19 protein-coding genes are annotated in these 21,814 nt (G+C 43.4%); 1 reads left to right on the forward strand and 18 read right to left on the reverse strand.

Translation table 11 applies throughout. The annotated features are described in order from the left end of the window. Nucleotides 1-118: 118 nt before the first annotated feature. The 11 genes from ACHUFQ_RS07785 to gndA form a co-directional block, all read right to left on the reverse strand. Nucleotides 119-598, reverse strand: coding sequence for a GNAT family N-acetyltransferase (locus ACHUFQ_RS07785; RefSeq protein WP_394174504.1), 480 nt, complete (start codon nt 596-598; stop codon nt 119-121). Nucleotides 599-698: 100 nt separating this feature from the next. Continuing rightward, the gene (locus ACHUFQ_RS07790) at nt 699-1,298 is read right to left on the reverse strand and encodes a hypothetical protein (RefSeq protein WP_394174506.1); all 600 of its coding nucleotides are present in this window, start codon (nt 1,296-1,298) and stop codon (nt 699-701) included. Between the two features lie 271 nt (nt 1,299-1,569). Then, a complete protein-coding gene (locus tag ACHUFQ_RS07795) occupies nt 1,570-4,380 on the reverse strand; it encodes a DUF349 domain-containing protein (protein WP_394174508.1) in 2,811 nt (936 codons plus the stop codon). Next, a complete protein-coding gene (locus tag ACHUFQ_RS07800) occupies nt 4,377-4,694 on the reverse strand; it encodes a YeaC family protein (RefSeq protein WP_394174509.1) in 318 nt (105 codons plus the stop codon). Before ACHUFQ_RS07800 ends, ACHUFQ_RS07795 begins: the two co-directional genes overlap by 4 nt. 2 nt (nt 4,695-4,696) lie before the next feature. Then, on the reverse strand, nt 4,697-5,020 hold the full coding sequence (locus ACHUFQ_RS07805) for a hypothetical protein (protein WP_394174511.1): 324 nt from the start codon (nt 5,018-5,020) through the stop codon (nt 4,697-4,699). 80 nt (nt 5,021-5,100) lie between these two features. Further along, nucleotides 5,101-6,579 (reverse strand): alanine/glycine:cation symporter family protein, encoded by a 1,479-nt coding sequence (locus tag ACHUFQ_RS07810; RefSeq protein ID WP_394174512.1) that lies wholly within the window; start codon nt 6,577-6,579, stop codon nt 5,101-5,103. 116 nt (nt 6,580-6,695) lie between these two features. Beyond that, nucleotides 6,696-7,823 (reverse strand): M14 family metallopeptidase, encoded by a 1,128-nt coding sequence (locus ACHUFQ_RS07815; protein ID WP_394174551.1) that lies wholly within the window; start codon nt 7,821-7,823, stop codon nt 6,696-6,698. A 181-nt stretch (nt 7,824-8,004) separates the two neighbouring features. Continuing rightward, nucleotides 8,005-8,520 (reverse strand): TlpA disulfide reductase family protein, encoded by a 516-nt coding sequence (locus ACHUFQ_RS07820; RefSeq protein ID WP_394174514.1) that lies wholly within the window; start codon nt 8,518-8,520, stop codon nt 8,005-8,007. Between the two features lie 228 nt (nt 8,521-8,748). After that, nucleotides 8,749-10,197, reverse strand: a complete 1,449-nt coding sequence (locus tag ACHUFQ_RS07825; RefSeq protein WP_394174516.1) for a glyceraldehyde-3-phosphate dehydrogenase — start codon at nt 10,195-10,197, stop codon at nt 8,749-8,751. Nucleotides 10,198-10,635: 438 nt separating this feature from the next. Continuing rightward, entirely contained in the window at nt 10,636-11,019 is a 384-nt protein-coding gene (gene msrB, locus ACHUFQ_RS07830; RefSeq protein ID WP_394174517.1) for a peptide-methionine (R)-S-oxide reductase MsrB, read from the reverse strand. Between the two features lie 40 nt (nt 11,020-11,059). After that, nucleotides 11,060-12,589, reverse strand: a complete 1,530-nt coding sequence (gene gndA, locus ACHUFQ_RS07835) for an NADP-dependent phosphogluconate dehydrogenase (RefSeq protein ID WP_394174519.1) — start codon at nt 12,587-12,589, stop codon at nt 11,060-11,062. A gap of 237 nt (nt 12,590-12,826) precedes the next feature. Here gndA and gap point away from each other — a divergent pair, with 237 nt between their 5' ends. Further along, entirely contained in the window at nt 12,827-13,837 is a 1,011-nt protein-coding gene (gene gap, locus ACHUFQ_RS07840; protein WP_394174520.1) for a type I glyceraldehyde-3-phosphate dehydrogenase, read from the forward strand. A 280-nt stretch (nt 13,838-14,117) separates the two neighbouring features. Here gap and ACHUFQ_RS07845 read toward each other — a convergent pair whose 3' ends face one another. The 7 genes from ACHUFQ_RS07845 to ACHUFQ_RS07875 all read right to left on the reverse strand — a co-directional run bounded on the left by ACHUFQ_RS07845 (nt 14,118) and on the right by ACHUFQ_RS07875 (nt 21,810). After that, the gene (locus ACHUFQ_RS07845) at nt 14,118-14,408 is read right to left on the reverse strand and encodes a hypothetical protein (RefSeq protein WP_394174522.1); all 291 of its coding nucleotides are present in this window, start codon (nt 14,406-14,408) and stop codon (nt 14,118-14,120) included. A gap of 39 nt (nt 14,409-14,447) precedes the next feature. Beyond that, nucleotides 14,448-14,741, reverse strand: a complete 294-nt coding sequence (locus tag ACHUFQ_RS07850; protein WP_394174523.1) for a DUF4094 domain-containing protein — start codon at nt 14,739-14,741, stop codon at nt 14,448-14,450. A 751-nt stretch (nt 14,742-15,492) separates the two neighbouring features. Beyond that, a complete protein-coding gene (gene serS / locus ACHUFQ_RS07855) occupies nt 15,493-16,773 on the reverse strand; it encodes a serine--tRNA ligase (protein ID WP_394174525.1) in 1,281 nt (426 codons plus the stop codon). A gap of 13 nt (nt 16,774-16,786) precedes the next feature. Further along, nucleotides 16,787-17,173 carry a fluoride efflux transporter CrcB gene (gene crcB, locus ACHUFQ_RS07860; RefSeq protein ID WP_394174527.1) on the reverse strand — a complete coding sequence of 129 codons (387 nt, stop codon included), beginning with the start codon at nt 17,171-17,173 and terminating at the stop codon, nt 16,787-16,789. Beyond that, nucleotides 17,166-18,524 (reverse strand): replication-associated recombination protein A, encoded by a 1,359-nt coding sequence (locus ACHUFQ_RS07865; RefSeq protein WP_394174553.1) that lies wholly within the window; start codon nt 18,522-18,524, stop codon nt 17,166-17,168. Before ACHUFQ_RS07865 ends, crcB begins: the two co-directional genes overlap by 8 nt. Continuing rightward, nucleotides 18,511-19,140, reverse strand: a complete 630-nt coding sequence (gene lolA, locus ACHUFQ_RS07870) for an outer membrane lipoprotein chaperone LolA (protein WP_394174529.1) — start codon at nt 19,138-19,140, stop codon at nt 18,511-18,513. Before lolA ends, ACHUFQ_RS07865 begins: the two co-directional genes overlap by 14 nt. A gap of 108 nt (nt 19,141-19,248) precedes the next feature. Beyond that, nucleotides 19,249-21,810 (reverse strand): DNA translocase FtsK, encoded by a 2,562-nt coding sequence (locus tag ACHUFQ_RS07875; RefSeq protein WP_394174531.1) that lies wholly within the window; start codon nt 21,808-21,810, stop codon nt 19,249-19,251. Between the last annotated feature and the right edge of the window lie 4 nt (nt 21,811-21,814).

The following is a 21,814-nucleotide window of genomic DNA, read 5'->3' on the forward strand; positions in this document are numbered from 1 at the left end:
GTTAATCGGACTGAATAGCCTACCACAGCTAGCTGTTAGTGCCAGTGATATCTGTTAACAATGGAAGATATTCGTGTTCTGTTAACTTGGTGTTTACAACTCGACATCTGGGCAACTTTTATCGGTCTATTATCGTGTGCCAATAACCCACATCGTGCCACTTTGAAAATTTAAATCCCACTTCAGGAAAATGCGCGGCTTTTTTCATGCCAAGTTTTTCATGCAAGGCAACACTTGCGGCATTAGGTAATGTAATAACGGCAAGAGCACAATGGATATCCAGCTTACCAAGCCGCTGAAAAAGTTCCTGGTAAAGGCGATAGCCGATCCCTTTTCCTTTGTGGTTGGGATGCAGGTAGACCGTCACTTCCACAGCGTGTCGGTACGCGGATCGCTCTTTCCATTGATTGGCATAGGCATAGCCAAGTAATTGCCCATTTTCGATAAACACGATCCAGGGCAGTCCCAGCGTCTGAGTGATATGGGCTAGGCGATTTTTGCAGGTTTTGATATCAATTAACGTTTCTTCAAAGGTTATTGACGAGTCTTTAATGTAAGTGTTGTATATATCGGTAATCGCTGTTGCGTCATCGATCATGGCTTCGCGTATCATGGGACAGAAGTGTGTTATTCGGCAGTTTAAATTTGTTGGAAATTACTCGAATCCAAACTAGAGTTCAACAGTTGTCACAGACAATTTATACCGGGCAACGAGCAAAACTGTAAAATACGCTTTCCCAGGCCAATTCTTGTTCAAAAATTGGTATTTGCGTCGATGGTGCAGTTAAGTGAGTCTGGCGGCTGCTAATCGGGTTGTGGTAATTGAGCATGTAATCTGGCTGGTATGACGGCTGACCAATACCACGCATTTTTCTACACAGGTATTGTCTTTCATCCGGGCTTTGAAACTTTACCAGCAAAGCCTGATGCAGCGCTTCAAGTTGTGAACCATTAAGCTTATTCAACGCCTTTATACGTGATCTCGCTGGAGCATGGTGTCGGACTTTACCGCTGACCCGCATGGTATCAAATTTACCAAAGGACATCGCAATAAACATCAGCTCTGCGGCCCTGTCGTATTCTTTAAGATCAGCGCAACGCACTACCCGGTTATAAATCAGATCGGGGGCATCTTTATTGGTGAGCGTTTCGATGCCAGGACAACGATTTAGAACCGTGGTTGTCTGTTCCGCTTGGCTGATTGCCGTTTCTGGCAGCACGATAGATTCACTGGCCTGTTGCCCATATACCGTAAAATGAAACCCTAAAATACATACTACTAAGCTAGATTTACCCATGAAAACATCCTGTTATGGTTTTTATTTAGCAGCGACTTCTATCTCCATCAATCGGAGCATTGCTATTGATTAGCGATTAATTAACTATAAATGATATCAAATAAGTTGCAATAGATGAGTCTACCCGACTCTTGCCAATAACGGCTTGATTAACCAAGTTAACTCGCCATAAGACAGCATCGTTAATGGATTACACTCGATGGTAGAATAGGCATAGGTAAGCGAATAAAGACTAAAATTTTCCCCAAAAAAAAGAGGCGTTATACGCCCCTTAACAGTGAAACAATGGTTTTACCCGCGCCAACAAAGGCCGTTGCTCTTGGGGTAATGGCCCACAAGCTAACCATTGATGCAGTTTATCTTCAAGACTTACACTGACCCCGTTAAGCTTATCGTTTAACATCGCAAGTTGTATTTCCTGACGCCTGCTCGCTTCTTGCTTAGGTGAATCTACCTGAGCAAGAATTTCCATTTCCAGGGTTAATTGGTTTCGCTCTTGAGCGGCACGTGCCGGTGTAAACACCGAGATAATTGCCCGTCGGTTAGCGTTATTCAATTCATCAAAAGCTGACACTTCTTCCATAACCTGCTGCGGTTTTGTATCAGGTTCTATCATTTGAAAAACATCGAAAAGATGTTGATACTGCTTTACTTGTGATTGCGTACGAAGTGTTTTTTGTCGTTTACTAATTTGTGTCCGTAACTCATTAACTTTTTGCACTAGATTTTGATTGTCAAAACCTTGTCCCTGGTTTTTGATCTCTGGCAACAACGACTGAACATCTCGTTGCAGTCCCTGCATCGATTTTGCGTCAGCTTGCTGAATCTCATGTTGTAAAGTTTCGATACGTGACTGCCACAGATTTTGCAGCTTTTCTGATTGCGCTTTGTGTTCTTTGATCTGTTTGTCGCGCATTGCAAAGGCTTTATCATTAATTGCCCGGAAGGTCTGCCAAAGCTGAGCATCGTTTTGTGGCCCCGAAAATCCAATATCACGCCATTGACGTTGCAATCGCTTTAATTCCTTGGTCGCAGCGTTAAAATCATTTGCTTCAAGCGCTTTTTCGGCTTGTGATATTAGCTTTTCCTTTAACGCCGTGCTTTCTCGTTGATACTCACGAATACGCGCCTTCATCGGTTCGACGATTTGTCGATATTGTTGCCGTAGCTGCTGATATTTGTCTCGTTCAACAGAACCTGATTGCTGCCATTGAACCGTTAACTTATTCAATTGGGTTGCTAGAGCGTTTAATGACTTTCCTTCGGCTTGTTGGATTTCCTGCCCTAAATCAGATAATGACGTTAACAGTGCTAATCTGGTGTTGTAATTTACTTTTCGAACTTCAGACTGTTCCGCATAATAGCTTCTGCAAGGGGCAAACGCCTGTTCGCACAGACGATTAAACGTTTGATTCAGTTGCCCTTCCTGTTCGCCTTCCGTTTTCCCTAAAGCCAACCAACGCTTCCGATACTCTTTTACCTGCTCAGATTGCGCCTTTATATCCTCTAAGGGTGTTTCAGCTAACGTTTGCAATTTGGCGATTATTGCCTGTTTTCTGGGAACAACGACAAATGATTCTAACGATTTTAACTCGTCTACACTGACAAGTGCTTTTTGATAATCATCAGAAAAAAGATCTTGTTCAACGTCGGTCAGACCTTGGTACGCTGGCTGAATTTTTCGAAACACAGCCATTGCTGCTCGATATCTTCCGATCTTTACTAAACGCTCTAACTCAATAAAGCGTTGCTTAAACCAGTTCTGTTGCCCGCGTTTTTGCATACGCAAAGGTTTTAACGCAGCTTGCCACTGCCGGCTTATCGTTGTCGCAGCTTCATTAATTGACTGCGGTAACCAATCCCCTAGGTTTTGTGAGCAGCTTCGCCATTGTTCGCGCCAATCTTTAAAGGTTTGTTCCGCCGGCAACAATTCCTCGATGGAATCCGGTAATTTTTGCTCTGATAATTGAGAAATTAATCGCGTTGCAATGATCAACTGTTCGCGGATCCGGTCGGTTTGATTGATCAGTATGCTTGCTTTGCTCAACGCCTGGTCAACCTTATCTTGATAGCCTTTTATAGCCTCAACTGACTGCAGGAACTGTTCAAGTTGTGCGACGATTCGTTTCACATCATCAAGGCCACTATCTTCGGCAATCACCAATGATTGAGCGTCATGCAATTGTGCCAATAAGTCGTTAATATGCTGTTTTCGTTGCTGACGTTGTTGTTGCTGTTGTTCAAGCAGTTTCTGATGAGCCACTCGTTCCTTCATTTTCCCTAAATGCACGGTTAACTGTTGTTCAATCTGAGCGTGTTTTTCTAAAAACCCATGTTGTTCAGAATCACTTAACCACGAAAACTCCGCGCACAAATTTTGCCACTCGCGCTGCAGTTGATGATACTGGTCTAATACCAACTGAGCATCTTGTTGCTCCCGAAGCACCAGTAATTTCGATAGCATTAGTTGTGCATTTTTGCGGATTTTTTCGGGCATTTCCCTTTGCAGGGCCAAACGTTGCAATTTTTCATTAAGGGCTTGTTTTACTGGTTCGTGCAAAGCTTTGCTGGCCAGTTTAGATAACAGTTTTTCATCGCAAATTTTATCAATAATGACACACTGTACGTCACAGAATGACGTTTGTTGAAATAAGCTGATTAATGTTCCCTGATGGTCCGCTATCGCGGCAAAATCTGACTCAAAAGACAATTCGGGCTCTAACTTAAACCACTGCAGTAAAAATTTCGAGCTGCTTTTGTCTTTTCGGATCCGTTGATAAAATTGTTGACGTTGGGCGACATCAAAACCATGACTAGGACCTAGCAGTTTTGCTTCAATAAGGCTGGTCGCAATGGCCGCTAACGGCTGAGGATAACGAGGTGTGTCCACACTAAGCAGCAATGCCGGTGAGCTTATTGCCTGCAAAGCTTGTTTGCGAACGTGTAAATCCGGATCATCTTCTAAGATTTGTAAAAGAATCGGCTCGCAATCGCCTTTTTGTGCAAGTTCTCGTATTGCCTCAACACGAATCTTCGCATCCTGGTGTTGCCATTTAGCTTTGCGCCACGTTTTAAATATCATAAGTCTTTAAATCGAACGATGTCTTCGCCTTGGTTTTGTTGTTTTTGCGCTTGTTGGTTTTGTTCAGTTTCTTTTGCAAACTCGGCTTTGAGTTCTCGTTTGCTTTTGTGAATTAATTCACCGTCAGCACCGACCGTCATCATTTGATTATTGTCTAAGTGTCTGGCCTGATATGCCATCGTGATTTGCAATGCAGAATGACGAGTTGCCTCATCTACGAGCGTGCCTTCAGGCCACCGGCCTGTTTCTGCGGCGGTTTTCATTCGTTCATACATGTCTTTCGACATAGAGTCGACTACTTCGATTAAATTCATGTTTACTTACGCTTCAAGATAATCATTCGAACCCGATTCACCAGGTACCAGACAAAGCCGATTACACCGGCCCCTGTTGCCAGGTTGTATTGCATCGAACCAGGCTCTGGTTCCCCCCAGAACATCGAGCCGATCCCTGCACAGAACAGTAACATCGCTACCATTGATTGGTTCATTAATTTTTGAGATTGTTCGATCTTTTTCATGCGCTTCATATTCAAGCGCTGCTCCGTATCCATATCGGAAAGTTCAATGTGACAATGATCACAGGACTTAGCCAAAGATGAAATTTTCTTAGAACAATTAGGGCAATTCACTAAAGCCATAGGCACCTCTCTATTTGTATTTTGCATTCTACAAAAAAAAACACCCGTTGCGGGTGTTTTTTTAGTGCTTTAATAAAATTTTATTTTTTAAGCCTGTTTTCCCATAGCTTCGCATTTTTAATGCCAAGTGCTTTGGGATCAAAGGTATAATCTTTGACTTTTTCTTTTTGTTGACGCTCATAATCTTTCAGCGCTTTGATCGCAGGACGACCGGCTAAGAAAATAATCAAAATACCAATAATATTTAACCAGGCCATTAAACCTACACCGATGTCACCAAGAGTCCATACGATGCCAGCTTCACGTAAACAACCGAATAATGTTGCCGCCATAATCATGACTTTCAGCGCAAACGTCAGGCCAGGAATATGGATATGACGATTGATATAAGTCACATTATTTTCAGCGATAAAGTAATACGCCAAAATGGTAGTAAAGGCGAAGAAAAACAGGGATAACGCCACAAACGGGCTACCTGCTCCGGCAAATACGGAATCCAGCGCCATTTGGGTAAACATTGGGCTATTCGGATCAACGTTGGCAATATTTTGCTGGATCATCGCAGCACCTTCGCCAACGACGTTGTATTGACCGGTAATCAAGATAACGAACGCGGTTGCGGTACAAACGAACAAGGTATCCACATATACAGAGAAAGCCTGTACTAAGCCTTGCTGAGCTGGATGCTGCACTTCAGCCGCTGCAGCCGCATGAGGGCCTGTACCCTGGCCCGCTTCGTTGGAATAAACACCACGCTTTACACCCCAACCAATGGCAGCACCGATACCCGCCATTGGGGTAAATGCATCTGACACGATTAGCATGACAATCCCCGGCAACTCGGTTAGGTTAAGCGCAATCACAACCAGAGCAATGATGATATAAGCAAGTGCCATAAACGGTACAACCAGTTCCGTAAAACGAGCAATACGCTTAACACCACCAAAGATAATAAAGCCAAGAATTAAAACCACACCCGTTGCAGTAAACAATTTGGTTGAGCTGAACGTTCCCATTGCCGTTTCAACCATATTACCTGTACCAACGGCCTGTTCTACGGCAGCACCAATCGCATTTGATTGCACAGTTGGCAGCAATAAACCGGTTGCCAGAATCGTAGCAATGGCAAATATCCATGCATACCACTTCTGACCCAGCGCTTTTTCGATATAGTATGCGGGACCACCGCGATACAGCCCTTCATTTTCTTCTTTGTAAATTTGTGCCAGGGTTGATTCGATATACGCGGTTGCAGCACCAAAGAAAGCCACTACCCACATCCAGAAAACGGCACCGGGACCACCAAAGCCGATAGCGGCTGCTACGCCGGCAATGTTACCGGTACCCACTCGGCCGGATAACGATACGGCTAACGCCTGAAATGAAGAAATCCCTTTGTCAGAACTTTTTCCTGATAAAAGCAGACGCCACATTTCGCGAAAATGACGAACCTGAACAAAACGAGTGAAAAATGAATAGAATAGTCCGGCTCCAAGGCACAGATAGATTAATGCCGGGCTCCAGATGATCCCGTTAAGCGTATTTACAAATTCAAGCACAATGACCCCTGAATAGATTTTATTATTATTGACAGAACCAGCATCCACTGGCTCTAAATTTGATTATTTGTATCTACAAAATGGGTCATGTTCAGACCCATAATGCAAATTTGACCTTATCTTAAATCATCTACCACATGATAGATAGCCGTCAGCGTATCTTTACCAAGGATGGCTGAACGAGCGTCAGACCAGCCAAAAATGACATCGGGTAATAACTCATTATCTTTAAAAGGCATCTCAACGGTAAACGCCAGGCATTTAAAATGATTGCCAACCCAACTGGAACCTACGGTTAAATTAGCCTGACCCGGTTCATCTTTTGGATAGCCTTTTACATCCTGAAATTCAGGCGTAATTGCACATAATAACTCTTTAAATTTATCTTCCAGTGCTTTCTGGCGAACATCATAGTTGGGAACGCCTTCACAACCGGCGACAAAATTGACCGGTAACGCTTCATCACCATGAATGTCCAAATGCATATCGACACCGGTTTGCATCATTTTGTCACGAACCAGGTAGACCTCAGGACTTTTTTCCATGCTAGGTTCCTGCCATTCGCGGTTGAGATTCACACCAATGGCATTGGTACGAAGGTGACCACGGACACTGCCGTCTGGATTCATATTCGGAACAAGATAGAAAACGGCTTTTTGTAACAAGGCATTAGCCACACCATCATCCATATCTAACAGACGTTCGATAAAGCCTTCCATAAACCACTCTGCCATGGTTTCCCCTGGATGCTGGCGGGCGGTGATCCAGATATGGGCTTTACCCTCGCCGGGTTCACCAACGGTTAACAGACTCATGTCGCGACCGTCGAGTGTTTGACCAAGGACACTTAATTCGCAAATATCCGTTTCCTGAGCCTGGTGGATGAGATCCTGATGGCGCTCGTAGCTGTATGGCGCAAAATAAGCAAAATACACGGAAGCATGTTCAAGGTGATGTTTGATGACCAGGTTTTGACCATCAAACTCAGTCTCTACCCGAAACCAGGTTTCGCGATCATAGGAAGCAACGGCTTGATAATCCTGCCACCCCTCAACATAGGCAGCCTGCCCTGCGTTAGTAATCGTCATCACATGCTCACCCAATGATGGGTTATGAAGCTTGAAATGAAACCATTGGTAAAAATCAGATTGATTATCTTTTTTAATTTCTAAGGTAATATCCGTAGGACTGCTGGCGTTTTTAACGAGAATATTGCCGCCGTCAAAAGCGCAGCTTATTTGAATCGGTGATGAATCACTGTTGCTCATGTTCTGTATCCAAACTCATAAATGATCTGTTGAGTTTACACAAAGGATTTCGTTAACTGAAGTTGTTCAACGTGAAAATGTCAGGCTTTGTCTTATTCGGCAGTGTTTTTGCTCTCATCGACAAAGCAATAATATGACAAAATCCGAATCCACCCAATTATAATGTACGCAACAATAATCCAAGTTCTGTGGAATAGCCCATTGATCGGTGAACCACTTGTTGATTTTGATCCAATACATAATAACTTGGATATGCTGACACTTGATACGCTTGTTTCAACGCTTCATTGCCAAGCAATATCGGCATGGTTAGCTCAAGCCCTTCGACAAATGACTCGACTTCCTGTTGATCAACAAAATCCAGAGCAATGGCATAAATTTGCACTCGCTCTGAAGGATGCTTCTCGTACAACGCCTGTAAGTTACCAATGCTAAATCTACAGACCGAACACCAGGGTGCAAAAAAGTATAGAACGGTTTTTTGCTCACCCATGGCCTGATTTAAATTGACCGTGCTGGAATCGAGCGAATTTAAATGAAAATCAGGAGCATTTTGATGTTGCCAGCTAGACAGCATTCCACTTTCTCTTAGCGCAGATACGCCATTGAAAACGATGACGATAATCACCGCCTGTAACAATAGACTTTTTATAATTTTGATAAATGTTGGCATTATTTTTCTAAGTGTTGGGAAACGAACATTACTAGAGACCGAACTTGATTGCGCAATATTTCATAAATGTGTAACCCCCTCAACAAAAACTGCACATGCATCATAACGGCTTTTGAGTGCTATGAGAGATTGTTAACGCAAATTTTGCGCAATATTAGCGCGATTTAATCGAGTAAATAAAAAAGCGGGACCTATGCCCCGCTTCGAAACGTATTTTTTAAGTGATGATTAAGCTTTTGGTAGGCTCAATACTCTGACACCGGCCATTTTATTCATGACTTTGACGACCTGGCAACTGTAGCCAAATTCATTGTCGTACCACACATATAGGACAGCTCTGTCATCTTCGACAATGGTCGCTTGTGAATCTACAACACCGGCAAATCGTGAACCGACTAAGTCGGTAGATACAATTTCAGTCGATGCGGTGTAATCCACTTGCTGACGCAACGGTGAATCTAACGATACAGAGCGTAAGTAATCGTTTAACGTTTCACGATCGGTTGCGGTTTTAAGATTTAAATTCATGATAGCCATGGAAACATTTGGCGTAGGTACGCGAATGGCGTTTCCGGTTAACAAGCCTTTAAGTTCTGGTAATGCTTTAGCGACGGCTTTCGCTGCCCCTGTTGAAGTGATAACCATATTTAATGGTGCGCTGCGACCGCGACGCTCTGATTTATGATAGTTATCAATTAAGTTCTGATCATTGGTATACGAATGCACGGTTTCTACGTGGCCGTTGCGGATACCGAACTGATCATTAACCGCTTTAAGTACCGGGGTAATGGCATTGGTTGTACAACTTGCGGCACTGACAATGTTATCGCCTTCTTCGATCATATCTTCGTTAACACCATAAACGATGTTTTTGATATCGCCTTTCGCTGGCGCAGTCAGCAATACCTTTTTTACACCTTTGCTTTCAAGGTGCTGACCAAGGCCTGCTTCATCAGTCCAGATACCCGTATTATCCACGACTAATGCATCATTGATGCCATACTCGGTGTAGTCGATTTCAGCCGGTGACTTGGCATAAATGATTTTAATGTATGCCCCATTGGCTTTGATCACGCCCATTTCTTCATCAATGGAAATACTGCCATTAAATGCACCATGGATTGAGTCACGGCGCAACAAACTGGCGCGTTTTTCTAAATCACCTTCTTTACCCGGGCGAATAACAATCGCGCGCAATCTTAGATTCGCTAATGGACCTGTTTGCTCAATCAGCAAGCGTGCTAGCAGCCGACCAATACGACCAAAACCATAAAGCACCACATCCTGAGGACCATTTTGGGAAACGTCTTCTTTTAACGGATTTAATTCTTTGCTTAGGTATTCTTCAATGCTTAAGCCATTGGCCTCGCCGTGAAACAAATAACGATACGCCAGTTTACCCACATCGATATTACACGGCTTTAGAGGCATGTTGCTAAGCGCTTTAAGGAATGGATAGCTTTCTCTTAATCGAAGTTTGCTTGCTTCGTGAATTGCGACAGATTTGTGCGCCTTAATGATATCGATAGCCGATGCGTTAACCAATGGACGACCATAAACGGAAATTTCTACGCCGAAGTTACGATACAGTTGTCCAATGATCGGTAACATTTTCTCAGCAAAATCCTGACGTTCCTGCCAGCTTTTTTGGTAAATTTCCTCGTTGTGATAACTCATGCGATAAACCTTTTGGTATTGAAATAAGTAAACAAAGCGAAATGAGCAGTATTGGTTAGCGATCCCAACGTCCGATAATTAAACGCATCAGTGAGAATGAGCGTTACGTTTTTTTACACGACGTCGAGTTTTAACAATGTTATGCCATTGCAACAACCGGTGATGTCCAGTGACCTATTTTCACCACTGGGTTTAACGCCAGTTTTTAAAAACTCGTATCATGTGTATTTAGCTATCAGAATGGGTTGCTTTTCTGCTCTCTATTAGCGGCGCCATTGTAATTAATTATGTAATCATTCACTAGGGATTTCATAAAAATTTACCAATTTAATCTTAAATTAGGTGTAAACCATAGAAAACAGCGAATTAAGCTAATATTCGGCAGTAATTTCAACCGATTTGATTGGTATTTATAGAAGTGCTGTGAAAAATACAATATTAGTCGTCAGACTTAAACGCCAAGCTTAGTGAATTTACACAATAACGCTTATAGGAAGGTGCTGGGCCATCATCAAATACATGACCCAAATGAGATTGACAGTGACTACACTGAATTTCAGTTCTAACCATATGATGAGAATGATCAGGCAGATAACGGATTTTTCCGGCGATGGCTTCATTAAAGCTCGGCCAACCACAGCCTGATTGAAATTTCGCGGTAGATGAGAATAACGATTGCTGGCAACAGGCACATTGATAAGTGCCCGACTGCCAGTGATCACAATATTTACCGGAAAACGGCGCTTCAGTCGCGCCCAACCGGCATACCTGATAAGCCTCTGGTGACAACATTTGCTTGTATTTGTCATTTGAGTCACTCATCAGGTTTCCTTTTTCTCGTATTGACGTTTATGGCAATGAATTAATTTAGCGGTTTAATCAACCGTTCTGGGTTTGACCATTCAACATGAAACTTTTTACCTGCGGCTTTATCAACCCGCTCAAACGTGTGTGCTCCAAAAAAGTCACGTTGTCCTTGCAGTAAATTAGCTGGCAAAGTTTCACAACACATGGAGTCGTAATAACTTAATGAGGCAGAGATAGCGCCAACCGGGATCCCCATCAGGGTCGCTTTTGCTACAGCCTGACGCCAGTTATTCTGGTACTTGCTCAATTGATCTGAAAAATAAGAATCCAGTAATAGGTTTTCCAATTCACTATCGCGTTCAAACGCTTTAGTAATGGATTGCAAAAATGATGCACGAATAATACAACCTGCACGCCAGATCCTCGCAATTGAAGCGAAGTTAAGCTTCCAGTTGTGTTCAACAGAAGCAAGTTTCATCAGTTGGAAACCTTGCGAGTAAGCACAGATCTTCGCACAATAGAGTGCATCATGTAACTCTGTAATCAAGGTGTCTTGCTGCTCTTTCGATAACGCTTGAGCTTGAGGACGCGTTAGTTGTTTTGAGGTTGCAACACGAAGGTCTTTAAATGACGAAATCGAACGCGCGAACACGGCCTGTGAAATTGTCGGAGCTGGGCAACCTACTTCCAGTGAGCTTACGGCTGTCCATAACCCTGTGCCCTTTTGGCCGGCTTTATCTAAGATCAAATCAACCAGAGCGTTCCCGGACTCAGGATCTTTATGGCGTAGCACTTCAACGGAAATTTCCATCAAGTAACTGTTAAGATCACCGGCATTCCATTCGGCAAAAATATCGGCAACCTGTTCACAATCAAGGCCTAACCCTTCACGCAACACATGATAAACCTCACAGATTATTTGCATATCGGCATATTCGATACCATTGTGCACCATTTTTACGTAATGACCGGCGCCCGCAGGACCAATATAATCTGCACAGGCTTCACCATGAGGTATGATCTCACCAGGTTTTGTGCGCTCAAGTGGTTTCCCGGTCTCTCCATCGACTTTCGCCGCGATCGATTGCCAAATAGGTTTAACACGTGTCCACGCATAAGCGCTGCCGCTTGGCATCAATGCGGGGCCGAAACGAGCGCCAACTTCACCACCTGAAACCGCAGAGGAGAAAAAGATAAAGTTTTCGTTGTAGCGCTTTTCACGCTCTACCGTATCTGTCCAAAGTGAATTACCGGTATCAATGACGATATCGTCAGGCTGAATGCCAGCCCCAATCAGATTATGGCAAACCTGGTCTACCACTTCTCCTGCCGGGACACTTAATACGATCAGGTGCGGCGCTTTGAGTTTGGATAACAATTCAGTGTAAGAAGAACAACCAATGACACGTGGATTGCCTTGCTTGTTTTCTTCAGCATCTTGCTCTATAGCAGCATTTACTTTTTCAAAATCAAGATCAAAGGCAGCGATTTTAAAACCATTGTCAGCGAGGTTAAGTACCAGGTTTTTACCCATTACACCCAGGCCAACAAAACCGATGTCACATTTAGTTGAATCGTCAGACATGTATTTATCCATTCAAATTGCGGAGGTATTGCCAGTAATATCTATAATTAAAGCTTACCGGCCTAAAAATGGGGCGTATTCTGCCACAAAAAACACCCTTTATGTAATTGTTGGTGTAGAAATATTTACAAATTTAATAAAATAACTACAAAACCTTCTCCTAATGCAAAAAACACTTGAATAAAGCTCAAATTGTTGTAATTTTACAACATAATGTTTTTATCTAAGGATACCGTAATGAAGAAAATTGCTATTAATGGTTTCGGTCGCATCGGCAGACTAGTATTTCGTGCTGCAATGGAGCGTGAAAACCTGCAGGTTGTGGCGATTAATGACCTGATTGATATTGAATATATGGCTTACATGTTGAAATACGATTCGACCCATGGACGTTTCAATGGCAGCGTGGAAGTTTCAGGCAACTCTTTAGTCGTAAACGGTCAAACGATTCGTGTCACCGCAGAGCGCGATCCTGCTAACCTGAAATGGAATGAAGTAGGTGCAGAAATTGTTGTTGAATCAACCGGTCTATTCTTAACCGATGAAACTGCCCGCAAACATATCGAAGCAGGCGCCAAAAACGTTATTATGTCAGCACCGTCAAAAGACAGTACACCAATGTTTGTTGCGGGTGTAAACTTCAACGATTACAAAGGTGAAGAGATCGTTTCAAACGCGTCTTGTACCACCAATTGTCTTGCTCCACTTGTTAAGGTGATTAACGATAAATATGGTATCGAAACTGGATTGATGACCACAGTTCACGCAACAACGGCTACTCAAAAAACCGTTGATAGCCCAAGCGCAAAAGACTGGCGCGGTGGTCGTGGTGCTGGTCAGAACATTATTCCTTCTTCAACGGGCGCTGCCAAAGCGGTTGGCCGAGTGATCCCAGAGCTTAATGGTAAGCTAACCGGTATGGCATTTCGGGTACCAACACCAAACGTATCTGTTGTAGATGTAACATTGAACTTAAAAACAGCGGCAAGCTACGAAGATATCTGCGCTACAGTAAAAGCAGCGTCTGAAAATGAAATGAAAGGCATCTTGGATTATACCGAAGAACAAGTCGTGTCTAACGACTTTATCGGCGAAAAGTGTACGTCTGTATTTGACGCTAAAGCAGGTATCGCCATGAGTGATACGTTTGTGAAGCTGGTATCCTGGTACGACAACGAAATGGGCTACTCTAACAAGGTATTAGACCTTGCCGAGCACATCTTCGCGTACCGTGAAGCAACAGCATAATACGCATTACCAACACGATTAAGGGAGCTAATTTAGCTCCCTTTTTTTATGGGTTGTTGGTGGGAATTGGAAATACCTTGAGGTGGAGAAAGAAACAAGTTTCTTTGGGTGGAGATTGCGATAAATCGTAATGGAGGGATAATGCGCAAAACGCATTAGGTGGATAACGTTTCATTTTATGAAACCTTGGTAAAAGCCACAAAAACTGCGTCATTCCCTGCCACGACAGGGAATCTACCACCACAACACTGAACGGCAGCTTTGTGCCATTCAGAGACAGTCAGATTTTGATATTCTTTCCGATTATTTGATTGAAATAATAAACCTCAATGTTCAACTCTGCTTTAACAGATTGAGCCAAACGTAGCCCCTCTTCAACAAATATAAGCTCTTCTTGCTTGGTAGCAAATCCAGATAGCTGCGGCTCTGAGTCATTCAACGTTTCATCATAACGTTTAGCCCAATGTAATAGATTAGTAGATAAGTTACTCGATAAAGTTAAATTTTCTGGATTAATATTTCCTACCGACCCTTTGCAATGCCAAAGCGGAAAACAACCGTAATCAGCCATCACCCTGACAGACTTCGCAACAGACTGTTTTAATTGAAATTATTGTTCATACGCATCAATAGGAGCTACTGTCAAAGGATGTTCTAGTTCAACTGCTTTCATATGATTTAGGTTACTTGTATTGACAAAAATCACGAAGGTTTCGGTATCTAAACTAGAATATGGGTACATTATTGTCCCTTTAGGTAAAAGCCCTATGTTTTCTGGAGATGCTTGTAATTCTAAGCTAGTGGTTAGCTCGACTGTGCCAGATTCTAATAAGTCCCATTTTTGATAAAACATTCCTGCCAAGAAAGAGATGATACATAGAATGATAATTAATCCAGCTTTCAAAATAACTTCCTTATAGTATCAAAAGTAATGGGTAAGCTACGACTGCAATTCGCTCAAACCTGCCGCTTGAACTTTACTATTTTTTTATAAATCAGTACCTGATTTGTCAACACTAAGAATACAACAGGCAACAGAACCCAAACTTCTGAACCATGTCCTAAGCTTCGACTTTCAATCAAGAACTTGACTGGATAATAACTCAAACTCAATATAAAAAGAGCAACACATGAAAAAGGCAAACAAACGATGAATGCAATCCATAAATTGGCTTGCTCATTGTTATTTTTAAAGTGCTTATTTCCTATGTCTTTCATTATGTAAGCTTAACTAATGCCCATCTATAATTCGCTCTCAAGAGACATTAACCTTTTCAATCGGTTAACGTCAAATTTGTGTCAGGAACATGCAATTAGCATTTGCCAATATACGCAGGGTTTGGACCCCTTTAAGCTCAAAGAGAGACCGATAATGCTTGGCTGAAATATATACTGAAGCGAAGTAAGCAGACGGTAAATCGTCCGATTCGATTCCTTTTTAGCTATCTTCACGATCGTAAACGTTAGGAAAGCTCCAAAATGCTTATAGCCTTAGTCTTTTGGTAAGTGTTGTTAATGCATAAAGCTATTTACCGACACTTAAATCAGGTAACGCGTAACTAGAATTACCACCCCGTAGCCAACAACTCTTTAGAAACAAAAAAGAGGGCAATATGCCCTCTTATCAATGAGTTAAAAACGATTTATAACAACGATTAACCGATTTTTTCAATACCGCCCATATACGGCTTCAGTGCATCTGGCACTATCACCGAACCATCGGCTTGCTGATAGTTTTCAAGAATGGCAACTAACGTTCTGCCAACCGCTAAACCAGAGCCATTTAATGTATGCAACAATTCTGGCTTAATGGTTTCGCTATTACGGTAACGGGCATGCATACGACGCGCCTGAAAGTCTCCCATATTTGAACAGGAAGAAATCTCTCTATAGGTTTGTTGCGCCGGTAACCAAACTTCCAGATCATAGGTCTTGGTGGCACTAAAACCCATGTCTCCTGTACAAAGCACGACTTTACGATAAGGTAAGTTTAATGCTTGAAGTATTTTTTCTGCATGTGACGTTAATTCTTCGAGCGCTTCAAAAGAATCTTCTGGCTTCACCAGTTGTACCAATTCGACTTTATCAAATTGATGTTGACGGATCAGACCACGAATATCACGACCAGACGAGCCTGCCTCGGAGCGGAAACACGCAGACAACGCAGTAAGTTTAATTGGCAACTCATTTTCGTCGACAATTTCATCGCGAACTAAATTGGTTAACGGTACTTCTGCAGTTGGGATCAAAGAGAATTTTTTACTACCTAAATCGGTGTGGAACAAATCTTCGCCGAATTTAGGCAACTGCCCTGTTCCGTATAATGAGTCATGGTTAACGAGTAACGGTACGTTGGTTTCCTGGTAACCATGCTGTTCGGTATGCATATCCAGCATAAACTGACCAATCGCTCGGTTTAAGCGAGCGATTTGACCACGCATCACCACAAACCGTGTACCGGATAGTTTTGCACCACTCTCAAAATCCAGGCCCTTATCGATGGCTGTTGCCAAATCGACGTGATCTTTTACGTCAAAATCAAACGACTTAGGCTCGCCCCAGGTCAATACCTCAACGTTATCGTCTTCACTTTCACCATCGGGCACTGAGTCATGAGGAACGTTTGGAATGCTACTGGCGATGTCATTGATTTGCGACAAGATCATATCTTGTGCTTCCTTGGCCGCATCGAGATCTGCACCAAGTTGCCCGACTTCTGCCAACAATGGTTGAATGTCTTCACCACGAGCTTTTGCCTGACCAATGGATTTAGAACGGGTATTACGTTGACTCTGGAGTTCCTGAGTCTTTACCTGAATTTCTTTACGCTGTTGTTCCAACGCGTGCAATTGTTCAGTGTCTAATGTAAATCCACGTTTTGCTAATAAAGCGGCGATTTGTTCAAGATCTGTTCTTAACAGTTTTGCATCAAGCATGATTGTTCACTTGTTATTTATTTACGACTAAGTACATTCCCAATGCAGCAGCTAGTAGGCACAGAGCGACATTAAGAAAGACGTTTAACATTGCTTTTATTATCTCACCTTGTTGCATTAACAACAAAGTATCTAATGAAAAAGTTGAAAAAGTGGTGAATGCACCTAGAAATCCAATTCCGATCAGAGTCCGATATACCACCACTTCGATAATGCCCTGCTGAATCATTCCATACAGGAACCCCATCACTAATGAACCGGTGATATTAACCAGCAACGTTGCAAAAGGGAATCCTTTTCCTAGCCAAATCAACACCATTTGTGAAATAAAATAGCGTAAACTGGCACCACAGGCACCGCCAATGGCTACGAACAGGTAAGTCTGCCAGGTGCTAATCATAGCGCCGCTTTCTAGCCTGTTGGTTTAATGAATCAAGATAGGCTTGTTTTTCTTTGAGTTTTTGTTCCAGACCACGTTCACTTGGTTGATAAAAACGAGTATGTGCGAGTGATTCAGGAAAGTATACTTCTCCTGGCGCAAAAGCACCGGGTTCATCATGTGCGTAGCGATATTCTTTGCCGTGCCCGAGTTCACGAGTAATGGCCGACGTTGCGTTTCTAAGGTGCAGTGGAACGGTTAAATCACCGGTTTCCTTTGCCAGTTGCCGCGCTTGTTTAAACGCCCGATACACGGCATTACTTTTTGGAGCCAACGCCATAAATACCGTGGCCTGGGCGATGGCACGTTCACCTTCAGCTGGACCGATACGATGAAACGTATCCCAGGCATCAAGACCTATTTGTAAAGCCCGAGGGTCGGCATTGCCAATATCTTCACTGGCAATCGCCAGCAATCGACGGGCAACGTACAATGGATCACCGCCGCCTTCGAGGATACGACAATACCAATACAAAGCGGCATCGGGATCAGAGCCGCGAACGGATTTGTGAAACGCCGAAATCAAATCATAAAAATGATCACCCGATTTATCATACAATGGCTGTTTGTCACCGGCGACCTGCTGAACGGTGGCGACATCGATCGTGCGCAGGGGCACGCCCTGATCCGCCAAATCCACGCAAATTTCTAACAGGTTCAACACCCGACGGGCATCACCGTTTGCAAGCGCAATTAAACTGTCCTTTGCCTCAGGTTGCAGATCGATGTTCAACTGACCAAAGCCTTTATCTGTATCGCTAAGGGCTCTGGCAACCACGTTTTCCAGATGTTCGGATGTTAATGACTTTAAAACATACACCCTGGCTCTGGATAACAACGCCTGATTTAATTCAAAAGAAGGGTTTTCCGTGGTAGCACCGATAAAGGTAATGGTGCCATCTTCGATAAATGGCAGAAACGCATCTTGCTGACTTTTATTAAAACGATGCACCTCATCGACAAATAAGATGGTGCGACGCTGCTGACCCTGAGCACGAATTTTCGCCTGGTCAATTGCCTGACGAATATCTTTCACACCCGATGTCACCGCAGATAAGCGTTCAATATCTGCATCTGCATATTTGGCGATCAATTCCGCCAGCGTCGTTTTTCCGGTCCCTGGCGGTCCCCAGAATATTAAGGAATGACATAGTCCCTGCTCGATTGCCTGGCGTAGAGGTTTATTCGGACTTAATAGATGTTCCTGACCAATGTATTGATCCAACGCCACCGGGCGCATACGCGCTGCCAGCGGTGCAAACATGTCTTGTGATTCCAGATCAAAGCTTAAATTGCCGCTATCGCTGGTCATCAAAATCCACCCCTTGTGGCAGGGTAAAGTTAAATTGCTGCAAAGTCGGAAGTGGCGTTGTATTAACGTTGGACAGAGAAAACTGACTAAACTGTCCAGTAGCATCTTCAATCGTAAACGACGTTAAAACGTCACCATTAAAGGTTAAGTCCAGTGTTTTTACCTGTGCGTTTTCGTCTAACGAGGCAATGGAATAGGAGGAGTCATTTTTAGCGGTAACCTGATAGTCCTGCCACAAAGTCTCATCAGTGTCACTGAGCAAGAGGATCGGAGTATTGGCTACCGCATTACTGACTTTATAGGCAGACACCTGTTCTACAAATGGGTTATAAAACCACAACGTTTCACCATCACTGACGATCAACGTCTCATCAGGCTCTACCGTTTCCCAATAAATTAAATTTGGTCGACGAACTTTCAAGATGCCGGTTTGTTGTTGCAATTCATTGCCATCAGCATCACTGACAACCTGAGTAAAATCAGCACTAAATCCGCCAACTACTTCAAGCTTGTCCATAAGTTTCTGCTTAGTCTCGTCAGCATTTGCGGTTAATGCAATCACTGATGAAGCTAAGCATACTGAAGATAACACCCATTTTTTAACCGTGTTCAACATAACAACCTTATATTCTTTATCTGCGTGTCTAATCGTGTACCTTTACCAGCGATTTAATGCTGATTTAATAACTTGGAGTCGCTACGACTAGAAACGTTTAATTAAAATTTAGTTTTTAACTGGCGGTGGTGCCAATACTTCGCGATTACCATTATGACCGGGGCTACTTACCACACCACTCATTTCCATTTGTTCGATAATGCGCGCCGCACGGTTATAACCAATTCTAAACTTACGCTGAACACCGGAAATAGAGGCTCTGCGGGTTTCGGTTACATGGGCTAACGCTTCGTCATACAAGGCATCTAAGTCACTTTCTTCGGTTTCTGCCTGTTCGCCTGGCAATAGGTTATCGGCATTGGTTTCTCCGGAAAGAATTTCTTCAATGTAATTGGGTTTGCCACGCGCTTTCCAGTCATTTACGACAGCATGAACTTCATGATCGTCCACAAACGCGCCGTGTACCCGAGTCGGCACACCAGTGCCTGGTGGCAAGTACAACATATCACCCTGCCCTAGTAATTGCTCAGCACCTTGTTGATCTAAAATGGTTCTAGAATCAACGCGCGATGATACCTGAAACGCCATACGGGTTGGAATGTTGGCTTTAATCAAACCGGTAATGACATCAACGGAAGGACGCTGGGTTGCCAGAACCAAATGAATACCGGCGGCTCGAGCTTTTTGCGCGATACGGGCTATTAATTCCTCAACCTTTTTACCAACAATCATGATCATGTCGGCAAATTCATCAACAATTACCACGATGGCTGGCAGTTTTTCGAGTAATGGTGCCGTTTCATCCATACTATCGCCCGGCTTCCATAATGGATCGGTCAATGGTTCGCCGGCAGCAATGGCTTTGGCAATTTTCTGATTATAACCTTTCAGGTTTCGTACCCCTAACGCCGACATCAGTTTGTAACGACGTTCCATCTCGCCGACACACCAACGCAGCGCGTTAGCGGCTTCTTTCATATCGGTGACAACTTCTGCCAATAAATGTGGAATGCCTTCGTAAACCGAGAGTTCCAGCATTTTAGGGTCAATCATAATCAAACGCACATCTTCAGGCGTTGATTTGTAAAGCAAAGATAAAATCATCGTGTTTACACCGACCGATTTACCTGAGCCTGTGGTTCCGGCTACCAAAAGATGTGGCATTTTTGCAAGATCAACAACGATAGGATCGCCGGCAATGTCCTTCCCTAACACCATGGTTAGCGGTGACGCCGACTTGGTGAATACATCACAGCTGATAACTTCACTTAGACGAACAATTTCCCGGTGTTTGTTAGGCAGTTCCAGTCCGATAACTGATTTACCTGGGATCACTTCAACAACCCGCACACTGATTGCCGATAAGGCACGCGCCAAATCTTTCGATAAATTGGAAATTTTACTTACCTTCACGCCTGGGGCTAAATCTAGCTCAAAGCGGGTAATGACCGGACCCGGGAATACATTTACAACCTGAGCCTGAACCGAGAAATCCAATAACTTAGATTCCACCAGGCGGCTAACCATTTCCAGCTCTTCCTGATTGATTGGATTTTCATTTTTATCCGGTCTATCGAGTAACTCAATTGACGGCATCCCTACATACTTGTCGAAATCAGTGGTTGCTGGCGCCACGCTTTTCGGTGCAGGAACTTTTTGTTGTTGGGTTGGTTCGATGATGTCATCAAACGGTTCTATCGGATTAACTGGGTTAAATGCCGCATCAATCTCAACGTCGGAAATTTCAGGCTCTAAATGGCCCACCAGAGGTTCGTCTAAAATGTCGTCAATATCGACAAATGGCTCATCATGCAGCGCGTGTTCAACATCCTGGGCTTGTTCGGGATCAGGCGCGAAAAACCTTGCAGCCAGTTCTTCATCCGATGCCGACAGAGTTTTCTGCTGAACATCCGGTTCGAACGTTTCATCGAACGTCGAGGTTTGAACCGTTGATTTTTTACGCTTGCTGTTAGGTACCTTCTTGACCGTGTCAGACTCTTCATCAGCTATAAACGTGGGCTCTACATCCAAATCAATATCGATTGGTGATGATGAAAAGGAATGCTTTAATCGTGACGTGCCGTGCACCAAAGTCATTGCCGCATTAATGGACTTAGCGCCAAGCCAGTCAATAATGGTCAGGAAAGACAGGCCAGTCAAAAACACGAAGCCAGAAGTTGTTAAAAGAACCAGAAACAAACTGGTTCCGACAAAATTCAGATACGGTAATAACGAATTGGAAATGAGATCACCGATTAAACCACCACCAGAAAATTCGTAAATATCATCACCATTCATGCTCCAAATCGAGGTTAAACCGATATAAAGCATCAAAAAGCCAATAAACTTAAGGCCCAGTGTGAAAAAATCGATCTCTAACAGATAACGAATTCTCTGGAACAATAACCAGCCAATTAAGGCAACCGTAAAAGGCAATGTGTACGCGATACGTCCAAAACTAAATAAGATGATATCCGCAAGGTAAGCACCGATTGCGCCACCAGCATTATTTACCGCAGCATGATACCCTGTTTGTGACCAGCTCGGGTCCCGAGGGTCGAAGGTCAATAATGCGACGACCAGAAAAATGGCGAATACAGTGGTGAATATCAATCCCACTTCGAGAAGGCGTTGGCCACCACTTAGGGTTTTCTTGGTAGTTTCAGACAAATTC

This window comes from Thalassotalea litorea (assembly GCF_043642205.1).
Classification (GTDB): Bacteria; Pseudomonadota; Gammaproteobacteria; order Enterobacterales; family Alteromonadaceae; genus Thalassotalea_A; species Thalassotalea_A litorea.